Consider the following 8,286-nt stretch of genomic DNA (forward strand, 5'->3'; position numbering starts at 1 on the left):
AGCCGATCCCCGCTCCGAAAAGCGAATCGGGCCGAAGTCCGAACGCAATCCAATTAAACGCGCACGCCGAATACGCACCGAGCCGCGACAAGACGTGACCCAGCCCGAACCGGGAAGTGGTGTTTCAGAGGATTGGCCGCTCCGGGACCGTCCGCGCCGATGCGTGTCCGGTGCTCCCTGCCGAGCGACTACAGAACACTACCCCTGTTCGGAGCCCCGGGCAAACCCGTGCCCGGGACGATCCGGGTACAGAGCGGGCGGCCGGCCTTCACGTACTCGCCGTTCGGGTGGTCGTTGCCGGTGACCCAGTGGCGGGCCGTGGACTCGTCGCGTCCGCCGTCGCGATGGCGGGTGAGGAGTCGTTCCTCGCGGAGGGCGTCGTCTGTCTCGACGTACCAGAGTTCGCGGAGCAGGCGGCGGGCGTCCGGCCACGGCGCGTCGGTGGAGGCGAGGTAGTTGCCCTCGGTGATGACGAGGCGGGCCTGTGGGCGGACGACGTGGCGGGCGGCCACCGGTTCGTCCAGCGTTCGGTCGAAGTCGGGGACGTAGATGTCCTGGAAGCGGTCGGCGGCGATGCGGCGCAGCAGTGAGACGTAGCCGTGGGCGTCGAAGGTGGCGGGCGCGCCCTTGCGGTGGGTGAGGCCGAGGCGGTCGAGCTGGGCTCCGGAGAGGTGGAAGCCGTCCAGCGGGACGTAGGCGGCGCTGCCCGGGCCCTCTGCCCGTTCGACCTCCGCCACCAGGTGCCGGGCCAGGGTGGACTTGCCGGCCCCGGGAGGGCCGGCAAGTCCGAGGATCGTGCGGGCGTTGCTGCCCGGGCCCCGGAGGAGTCCGAGGGCGAGGGCGGTGAGGCGGTCCTCGTTCATGGCCGCACCCTACTCATCCGCGCGTGCCAGCCCCTGCCGCCGCCTCACCGGGCGGCGAGGGCCGGCACCTCCAGGGTCAGCGTGCCCGCGTCGGTGTCGAGCACGGCCGGGACGCCGAGCGGGACGGTGAGCGTGGACGGGCAGTGGCCGAAGCCCAGTTCCCAGAGCACGGGCACCCCGAGCGGGCCGAGGCGGTCGAGCATCACGTCGCGGACCCGGTCCGGCCGCCCGCAGCCCTCCCAGGAGCCGAGGGCTATGCCGGCCACGCCGTCGAGGGCGCCGGAGCGGAGGAACTGGGTGAGGAGGCGGTCGAGCTGGTACGGGTGCTCGTTCACGTCTTCGAGGATCAGGATGCTGCCCGCGAAGGTGGGCCGGGCGGCGGGTGTGCCCCGCTCGGCCGCGAGGACGTGGACGCATCCCCCGGCCGTGACGCCGGTGGCCCGGCCGGGGACGAGCGGGGTGGCGGCGGGTCCGGTGAGGACGGTGGTGGCGACGGGGTCGAAGAGGGTCCGGCGCAGGTGTTCGGCCGTGGGGCCGTCCTCGATGAAGGAGGCCGCCGCGCACATCGGCCCGTAGAGGGTGGCGAGGCCGAGCCGCTGGGCGAAGGCCTCGTGCAGGGAGGAGACGTCGCTGAAGCCGATCAGGACCTTGGGCGGGACGCGGCGCATCGCGGCCCAGTCGAGCAGGTCGACGACGCGGTGGACGCCGTAGCCGCCGCGGGCGCAGATGACGGCGTCGACGGTGGGGTCGAGCCAGGCGTCCTGCAGGTCGGCGGCGCGGTCGGCGTCGGTGCCGGCCAGGTAGCCGAGGGAGGGGTGGGTGTCGAGGACGTGCGGGGCGACGGTGACCCGCAGCCCCCAGGAGCGCAGGATCGCGGTCCCGGCGGTGAGCCGCTCGGGGTCGATCGGGCCGCTGGGGGCGACCACGACGACGTGGTCCCCCGGGCGGAGTTGCGGCGGACGGGTCAGCCCTCGGTCGGGCGTGGTCGGGTGCTGGTCCATGGCCGGGATCCTTCCAGGGTGCGGGCGCCGGGGCGCGAGGGGGTGAGGTGCTGTCAGATCCGGCGGGGCCCGCCTCAGGTGGTATGCCCCGTCCGCCTCAGACCGATCCCATGACCTCCCTGACCTCGGCGAGCGTGGCGTCCGCGATGGCGTTCGCGCGCTCGGCGCCGTCGCGCAGCACCTGGCGCAGGTAGCCGCGGTCGGCGGCGAGTGCGGTGCGGCGGGCGCGGACCGGGCGGAGGAACTCGTTGACGGACTCCGTGACGGTGCGCTTGAGCGCGGCCGCGCCGCCGTCGCCGAGTTCGGCGGCGACGTCCTCGGGGCTCCGGCCCTGGCACAGGGCGGCCAGCAGGACGAGGTTGGCGACCTCGGGCCGGTTCGCCGGGTCGTAGGCGATGTGCCGGTCGGTGTCCGTCTTCGCGCCACGGATCAGCCGGGCGGTCTCGTCCTCGGAGGCGCCGAGGTAGACGGCGTTGCCCCGGCTCTTGCTCATCTTGCCGCCGTCGGTGCCGAGAAGCAGCGGCGCCTCGGAGAGCACCGCCTCGGGGCGCGGGAAGACGGCGGTGCCGTCGGCGTGCGGGTAGCGCTCGTGGAAGCGGCGGGCGATGGTGCGGGCCACTTCGAGGTGGGGCAGCTGGTCCTGGCCGACGGGGACGAGGTCGGCCTTGCAGAAGAGGATGTCGGCGGCCTGGTGGACGGGGTAGGTGAACATCAGTCCGCTGACGGCGGCCTGGCTGGAGTGGGCGATCTCGTCCTTGACGGTGGGGTTGCGGCCCAGCTCGGCGACGCTGACCAGGCTGAGGAAGGGGAGGAGCAGTTGGTTGAGGGCGGGGACGCGGCTGTGCGCGAAGATCGTGGCACGGTCGGGGTCGAGGCCGGCCGCGAGGTTGTCGAGGACGAGGTTCTCGGTGTGTTCGGCGAGCCGGTCGGCGATGTCCCGGTCGGTGATGACCTGGTAGTCGCCGACGACGATGAACATCTCGATGCCCTGGGCCTGGAGGCGGACCCGGTTCTGCAGGGTGCCGAAGTAGTGGCCGATGTGGAGCGGGCCGGTCGGGCGGTCGCCGGTCAGGACGCGGTGGGCGACCGGGGTGCCCGGATCGGCCTTCCCGGCCTTCGCGGCCTTCCCGGGCTGCGTGTCCGGGCCGATCGGACTGGCTGGACTGGCTGAACTGGTCCCGGCGGACGGCGCGGTCGTTTGGACAGGAGCGGTGGTCGTGGCGGTCATGCGGGTTCTCTCCTCGGTACGGCGGTGGTGAATGGCCGTCCGGGGCGCGGGCCCGTCCCGCTGGGGAAACGCAACAGGGCCGTCCATCCCGGACGGCCCTGGTCAGGCGTGCGTGGTGGCCGTCCTAGGACGGCCACCAGCACAGGCCCGTGAAGCGCTTCATGCCTTCGACGATAGCGCCGGTCCCCCGTCGGGGTCACCGGATTTCAGCGGGCCGGCGTCCGGGAGGACGGCGACGGCACCGGTGAGGAGGTGGAGAGCATCGACGAGGAGGTGGGGAGCACCGGCCAACTCTTGGTGATTCTTGGCGATTTCTCCCCCTTGTAGATAGGTTAGCCTCACCTTAGCTACGCGTGCGTGGCCGGCCCCGGTCACACCCCGCCTATGACCCGCCCATGACCCGTTCGCCGATCCCGAAGGAGCGTCGCGTGGCCCCCAACGCCGACGACCTGACCCTCGTCCGCCGCACCACCTCCCGCCGCCGCTTCCTCGCCGCCGGGCTCACCGGCGGAGCCGTGCTCGGCCTCGGCGGGCTCCTCACCGCCTGCGGCAGCTCCGGCGGGTCGGGTGGCCCGGGCACGGCGGGCGGCTCGGCGAAGCCGTCCGGCGGGTCCTCCCCCGACCAGAAGTCGGTCAAGCAGGGCGGCGACGACTACGCCACCGTGATCGAGAAGATGAAGGGCTTCGGCACCGACGCCGCACCCGGCGCCTACCCGCGCACGATCAGGCACGCGATGGGCGAGACCGTCATCCCCGCCAAGCCCGTCCGCGTCGTCGTCCTCGACACCGGCGAACTCGACAACGTCGTGTCGCTCGGGGTCCAGCCGGTCGGCGTCGTCCACACCGACGGCTCCAAGACCATGCCGTCCTACCTCAAGGACAAGGCCGGCAGCCCGGCGAACGTCGGCACCATCAACGGCCTCAACCTGGAGGCCATCGCCGCCCTCAAGCCCGACCTGATCCTCGGCAGCCAGCTGCGCGCCCAGGACCAGTACGTGCAGCTGTCGAAGATCGCGCCGACCGTCTTCTCCCTGCGCCCCGGCTACCCCTGGAAGCAGAACTTCCTGCTCAACGCGAGCCCCTTCGGCCTGGAAGCCGAGGCCACGGCCCAACTCGACGCCTACCGGGCCGCCGCCACCGCGATCGGCGCCAAGCTCGGCGACAAGCGCCCGACCATCACGCCGCTGCGCTTCATGCCCGGCAAGACCCGGCTCTACGCGGAGCTGTCGTTCATCGGCACCATCCTCACCGACGTGCCGCTGCCGCAGCCCGCGATCGAACAGGTCAAGGAACTCGCCGTCGAGATCAGCCCCGAACAGATCGACAAGGCGGACGCGGACTGGGTCTTCTACGGCGTGTACGGATCGCCCAGCTCCACCAACCAGGACGCGGTGCTCGGCGGTGCGCTCTGGAAGACCCTCGGGGCGGTCAAGTCCGGTCAGGCACGGCCGGTTTCGGACGAGACCTGGTTCCTCGGGCTCGGCGTCACGGCGGCCAACACGGTGCTCGCCGACCTCAAGGGCTTCGTCGCGCCCGGCAGTTGAGCCGACACGCCACGTAGGGGCGGGGTGCTCCTGCTCCGCTCCCGAAGGGGCGTGTCGGCGTCCGAACGGGGAACCGGCGCTTGGAGCTGGTCACTCGGTGCGGGAGGATCGTCTGGACCGTCCCCCGAAGGGCCCGTGCCGATGACCTCGCTCCACCCCACCCCCACCGATCCCGCCCGCCCCGACCCGGACGCGAAGCGCGATGGAGCCCCGCAAACCCCCGCCGTGCGCTGCGCCATCGCGCATGCCGCCGACGCCGCGGGACAGTTCGCCGGCATGCCCGGCGGCGGTGCCCGCGACGACTCGGTGCCGCGTCCGCGCAGCAGCTCCGACGACGCCGACGGCGGCGCTTCGTCCGGTGCCCCGGTGAGCGTCGCGCCGGACAAGCGGACGGCGGCCCGCGTCGAGGCCGCGCTCGCCGAACGGTTGCGGGCCGCGCGCCGGCAGGGCCGCTCCCTCGCCGAGTTGGCCGCCGCCTGCCGACGGCCGGTCGCGGAGGTCGCGGCGCTCCTCGGCGAGGTCGCACCGGCCGAGTCCGCACCCGCCTGGCAGGTGCAGGACGAACCGGTCACGCAGCTTGGGCGGGTACAGGACGAACCGGTCGCGCAGCTCGGGCGGGTGCAGGACGATCCCGTCGCGCAGCTCGGGCGGGTGCACGACGATCCGGTCGGGCAGCTCGGGTGGGTGCAGGACGAACCGGTCGCGCAGGCCGCGCACGAACAGGAGCTCCGGCAGCCCGCCGCACCTACGGCGGCCGAGCAGTCGGTGCCGGTGCTGCGCGCGGCCCGTGAGGAGCCGCGGACCCTCGCGACCCGGCGGCCCTCGCCCTCGCGTCGACTGCGCCGCATGCACCCCGACGCCGCCCCGACCGGGCGGGAGGCGGCCGAACGGGAGACGGCCGCACCCGAGGGGGCGCTGCCGCGCAGGTCCACACGGGGGACGGGCAGGACGGCCGCCGCGGCGAACGGCGTCGCAGGGGTGGCGGCGGCCCGGCAGCCGGTCGGCGGTCCCGTGGCGGACCCGGTCGAGACGCCGCTCGGGATCCTGATCGGCGCCGGCCCGCACCAGCCCGAGGCGGTCGGCCGCCCGGAGGAGCGCACGCCGGTGCGGGTGACCGCCGAGCCGGTCCGGATCGGGCGCGGCACCAGCCTCATCGTGCTGCCCTCCTGGCGGCCCGCCATCGCGGTCTCGGTGTCAACCGATCAGCTGCTGTCCGCCACCGGGCTCGCCTTCGAGCAACTGGCCGGCGTCCAGCTGACGGTGATGATCAATCCCGGTGCGCTGCACGACCGGGAGCTCGACCTGCACGGCTGGCAGACCACCCGCGGGCGGCGCGGCGGGCGGGCGTAGGGCCTGTGCTTCGGCTCAGGTCGGAGGGCTGCGGCGTCGGGGTGCTCGGGGTGCGAGCATCGTAAGGCGGAGGCAGAGGCAGAGGACGGAGACACCGGGGACGTCGGCGACTGACGACAACGCGGCGAGGTGCTTGCCCCCTGGCGTCGCGAACCCCGGCCTGAGCCGAAGGACACGCCCCCAGCCGGTCCCGTCATCGGGCCGGGCGGCCGAACGTCAGTGCCCCGGCAGGGTGTTCGGGATGTAGCCGAGGTGGACGGCGACCGGGTCGCGCCCGTCGACGAGCCAGTCCCCCGACCGGACCATGGTCAGCAGCTCCGGGAGCCGGGGCGGCCAGAGCGCGTCGGCGCCCGGGGCGGCGAGGTCGAACGGCGTCCACCAGCGCCAGTCGAGGATGCGGTCGGTGGCGTGCACCGCGCTGACGTCGCCGACCAGGCCCCGGCGCGGGCCGCGGGTGACGTAGATGTGCTCGTGCTGGCGGACCGGGATGCCGTGCCAGGTGAAATCGTGCTCCCAGGTGCAGAGCAGCGGGCCGGGTTCGAGGTCGGTCCAGCCGGTCTCCTCACGGAGTTCGCGGAGGGCGGCCTCGCGCGGGGTCTCGCCGGCGTCCAGTCCGCCGCCCGGCATCGTCCAGTGCACGCCGACCTCGGAGTTGTCGGAGCGGAGCAGGAGGGCCGAACCGTCCTCGGTCAGGACCGCCGTCCGCGCCGCCTGCCGGGGCACACGCTCGCGGGGGCGCCGCAGTCTGCCGAGTCCCAGCGGGTTGCGGGAGTGCCACTGTCGTTTCATCCGCTCACTTTCGCAGGGTCCGGAGACGGCCGCCGAGGAATACCGGGACGGGCTCCCGCCCGACGGCGCGCCGGGCGGCCGTACTGCCGTACCGACATACCGACATACCGACATACCGCCGTTCGGCCGTACGCTGACGCCCATGTCCGTACCCGCGATCATCTTTCCCGCCGACCCGCTCAACCCGCGCCGGCCCGACCCGCACTTCGCCTGGGAAGCCCGGCTGCTGCGGGAGTTGGGCGGCGAGCACCACCTCGTCGACCACGACGCACTGCTGGCCGGACAGGCCGAGGAGGCCGTGCGGCGGGTGCCGAAGGACAGTGGCCCGCTCTGGTACCGGGGCTGGATGATGCCCTCCCGGGACTACGCCGCCTTCGCCGCCGCCCTCTCCGCGCGCGGCGGAAACCTGCTCACCACCGCCGCCGGATACGCGGCCGCACACGAACTGCCCGGCTGGTACGGCGTTTTCGAAGGCTCGACGCCGTCGAGCGTGTGGATCCCGTCGGCGGACGACGCCCCGCGCGAGGCGGAGTTCGCGGCGCCGGCACCCGGGGGCTTGGCAGTGGGGCCCGGACCGGACGAACTCGCCGATGCCGTCGCCCGGTTGGGCGGGAGCGGCCCGGCGGTCGTCAAGGACTACGTGAAGTCGCGCAAGCACGAGTGGCACGAGGCCTGCTACGTGCCGGAGTTGGCCGATCTGGACGCCGTCGGACGGGTGGTGGCCCGTTTCGTCGAGCTGCAGGGCGAGTTCCTGGCGGGCGGGGTGGTGCTTCGGCGGTACGAGGAGTTCGAGCGGGCGTCCGCCCCGGTCGGCGCCGGCACTGGCACTGGCACTGGGACTGGTGCGGGCGACGGCGCCGAGGGCGGGGACGGCCGGCCGGTGGAGGCCCGGGTGTGGTGGCTGGACGGCGAGCCGGTGCTCGTCGGGCCGCACCCGGACGCGCCGCACGACGAGGTCGACCCCGATCTGACCGGCGTCCGCCCGCTGGTACGGGCGCTCGGCTGCCGGTTCGTCACCACCGACCTCGCCAGCCGGGCGGACGGCTCCGGCTGGCGGGTGGTCGAGGTCGGCGACGGGCAGGTGAGCGACCTGCCGCGCGGGATCGACGCGACCGGGCTGCTGTCGTCGCTGATCGCGGCGTGAGCGTGGCCTGAGCACGGGCACGGCTTGAGTGTGGTGCGCGCCTGGGCCGGGCCGGGGGTCCGGCCCAGGCGCGGCGGCGGTCCGGCGCCCGGTGGTACGGCGCTTGGTCACCCGGGATCCGGTCCCACGGCGCTTGGCCGCCCGACGCCCGGTCACCCGGCCGCGACGGCCTCCCCGGCGATGGAGACCGCGCCGTGGTGGCCGTCCGCGATGAACGCGTGCCAGAGCCGCGCGTACGCCCCGTCGAGGGCGAGGAGTTCGGCGTGCGTGCCGTCCGGGACCCCCCGGCCGGGGTCGGGGGCGTCGACCCGGGCGGCGCGTGTGGCGGGGGTCTGGCGGGGGGGGTTCAGCAGGGGGGGGGGGGCGC

8 protein-coding genes are annotated in these 8,286 nt (G+C 74.1%); 3 read left to right on the plus strand and 5 right to left on the minus strand.

The features are described from left to right. Nucleotides 1-188: 188 nt before the first annotated feature. The 3 genes from AB0O00_RS23465 to trpS all read right to left on the minus strand — a co-directional run bounded on the left by AB0O00_RS23465 (nt 189) and on the right by trpS (nt 3,092). Nucleotides 189-863, minus strand: coding sequence for a nucleoside/nucleotide kinase family protein (locus AB0O00_RS23465; protein WP_363654794.1), 675 nt, complete (start codon nt 861-863; stop codon nt 189-191). A gap of 44 nt (nt 864-907) precedes the next feature. Next, nucleotides 908-1,864, minus strand: coding sequence for an LD-carboxypeptidase (locus tag AB0O00_RS23470; RefSeq protein WP_363654796.1), 957 nt, complete (start codon nt 1,862-1,864; stop codon nt 908-910). A gap of 97 nt (nt 1,865-1,961) precedes the next feature. Continuing rightward, nucleotides 1,962-3,092, minus strand: coding sequence for a tryptophan--tRNA ligase (gene trpS / locus AB0O00_RS23475; RefSeq protein ID WP_363654798.1), 1,131 nt, complete (start codon nt 3,090-3,092; stop codon nt 1,962-1,964). 428 nt (nt 3,093-3,520) lie between these two features. Here trpS and AB0O00_RS23480 point away from each other — a divergent pair, with 428 nt between their 5' ends. Together AB0O00_RS23480 and AB0O00_RS23485 are read left to right on the plus strand one after the other, a co-directional pair. Beyond that, nucleotides 3,521-4,636 (plus strand): iron-siderophore ABC transporter substrate-binding protein, encoded by a 1,116-nt coding sequence (locus AB0O00_RS23480; protein WP_363654800.1) that lies wholly within the window; start codon nt 3,521-3,523, stop codon nt 4,634-4,636. Nucleotides 4,637-4,777: 141 nt separating this feature from the next. Further along, a complete protein-coding gene (locus AB0O00_RS23485; RefSeq protein WP_363654802.1) occupies nt 4,778-5,986 on the plus strand; it encodes a hypothetical protein in 1,209 nt (402 codons plus the stop codon). Between the two features lie 216 nt (nt 5,987-6,202). On the opposite strand, the gene AB0O00_RS23490 is transcribed toward AB0O00_RS23485, so the two are convergent. Continuing rightward, nucleotides 6,203-6,775: an NUDIX domain-containing protein gene (locus AB0O00_RS23490; RefSeq protein WP_363654804.1), complete on the minus strand. Its 573-nt coding sequence runs from the start codon at nt 6,773-6,775 to the stop codon at nt 6,203-6,205. A gap of 142 nt (nt 6,776-6,917) precedes the next feature. Here AB0O00_RS23490 and AB0O00_RS23495 point away from each other — a divergent pair, with 142 nt between their 5' ends. Continuing rightward, on the plus strand, nt 6,918-7,919 hold the full coding sequence (locus AB0O00_RS23495) for an ATP-grasp domain-containing protein (protein WP_363654806.1): 1,002 nt from the start codon (nt 6,918-6,920) through the stop codon (nt 7,917-7,919). Nucleotides 7,920-8,071: 152 nt separating this feature from the next. Here AB0O00_RS23495 and AB0O00_RS23500 read toward each other — a convergent pair. Next, a partial coding sequence (locus tag AB0O00_RS23500) for a hypothetical protein (RefSeq protein WP_363654808.1) occupies nt 8,072-8,286 on the minus strand: 215 nt, incomplete at its 5' end.

Origin of the sequence: Kitasatospora sp. NPDC093558, from assembly GCF_040683475.1 — a bacterium.
Lineage (GTDB): Bacteria > Actinomycetota > Actinomycetes > Streptomycetales > Streptomycetaceae > Kitasatospora.

Bases quoted from the DNA above. Each gene is read 5' to 3' on its own strand.
- AB0O00_RS23465 (WP_363654794.1), bottom strand. From the start codon at position 863: ATGAACGAGGACCGCCTCACCGCCCTCGCCCTCGGACTCCTCCGGGGC.
- AB0O00_RS23470 (WP_363654796.1), bottom strand. From the start codon at position 1,864: ATGGACCAGCACCCGACCACGCCCGACCGAGGGCTGACCCGTCCGCCG.
- trpS (WP_363654798.1), bottom strand. From the start codon at position 3,092: ATGACCGCCACGACCACCGCTCCTGTCCAAACGACCGCGCCGTCCGCC.
- AB0O00_RS23485 (WP_363654802.1), top strand. From the start codon at position 4,778: ATGACCTCGCTCCACCCCACCCCCACCGATCCCGCCCGCCCCGACCCG.
- AB0O00_RS23490 (WP_363654804.1), bottom strand. From the start codon at position 6,775: ATGAAACGACAGTGGCACTCCCGCAACCCGCTGGGACTCGGCAGACTG.
- AB0O00_RS23495 (WP_363654806.1), top strand. From the start codon at position 6,918: ATGTCCGTACCCGCGATCATCTTTCCCGCCGACCCGCTCAACCCGCGC.